This window comes from Bradyrhizobium sp. Leo78, from assembly GCF_059512425.1.
Genome location: NZ_JCAMOT010000168.1, coordinates 1 through 751, shown reverse-complemented (window position 1 = coordinate 751; position 751 = coordinate 1). Strand labels below are relative to the sequence as shown.

The following is a 751-nucleotide window of genomic DNA, read 5'->3' as shown; positions in this document are numbered from 1 at the left end:
AGTGTGCTGCAGAAGCACACAGAAAGGATGATCGTGATGATCTGATAATCTGTGAGCACAAGCTGTGACAGCGATGAGGGAGGGCCCCTCGGGATCGGCTTTCAGGAGCAGGTCCCAAATCACTTCAAGCGGCTTCGCTTAAGAGGCGCGGTCGTGAGCGTTGAAGCTAACGATCGGGAAATACCCGAGCGGATAAGCATCCGAGAGACGAATGAAAATGAACCCGCCGATGAAGCGTCGTAACGTGGAAATCGTCGTCAAAACCAGAGGTGTGTCGTCCCTCTGGGATCAGTCCGCTGGAAGCCTGATGATTGGGCGGGCGGCGACCGGCGTTGAGGGGGCGTGAATCGGATGCAGGCGTTGTCACGGAACTGCAGGAACCAGTCGCTCCGATGCAAAGGGAGAAGCACAAGCGGAGAAAACCGTGAGGCAAGAGTACCGATGCGGAGCACTGGGGCGGACCGATCCGTACAAGTGACGAAGGCTCGTAATGGGGCTGGAGCGAAGGGATCGGATCAGGTGGGCTGGCCATCGTTGCAACTGGCAACAGGAGGACGGCGGTGAACCAGCCAAGCAAACCGTTCAACATCGACAAAAGAAAGGTGTACGAAGCGTATCTGCAGGTCGATCTAATGGTGGCGCAGCCGGTGTCGACGGAGTGACGATTGAGGAATTTGAATCCGACTTGAAGAGTAACCTCTACAAGATTTGGAATCGAATGAGCTCAGGCGCCTACTTCCCGCCACCTGTT

Annotated in this window: 1 pseudogene; it reads left to right on the top strand. The window is 55.9% G+C overall.

Annotated features, from left to right (window positions below):
* Window positions 1-560 precede the first annotated feature (560 nt).
* Window positions 561-751 (top strand): annotated as a pseudogene (locus AC5ZG1_RS44100) (group II intron reverse transcriptase/maturase); the annotation flags it as partial.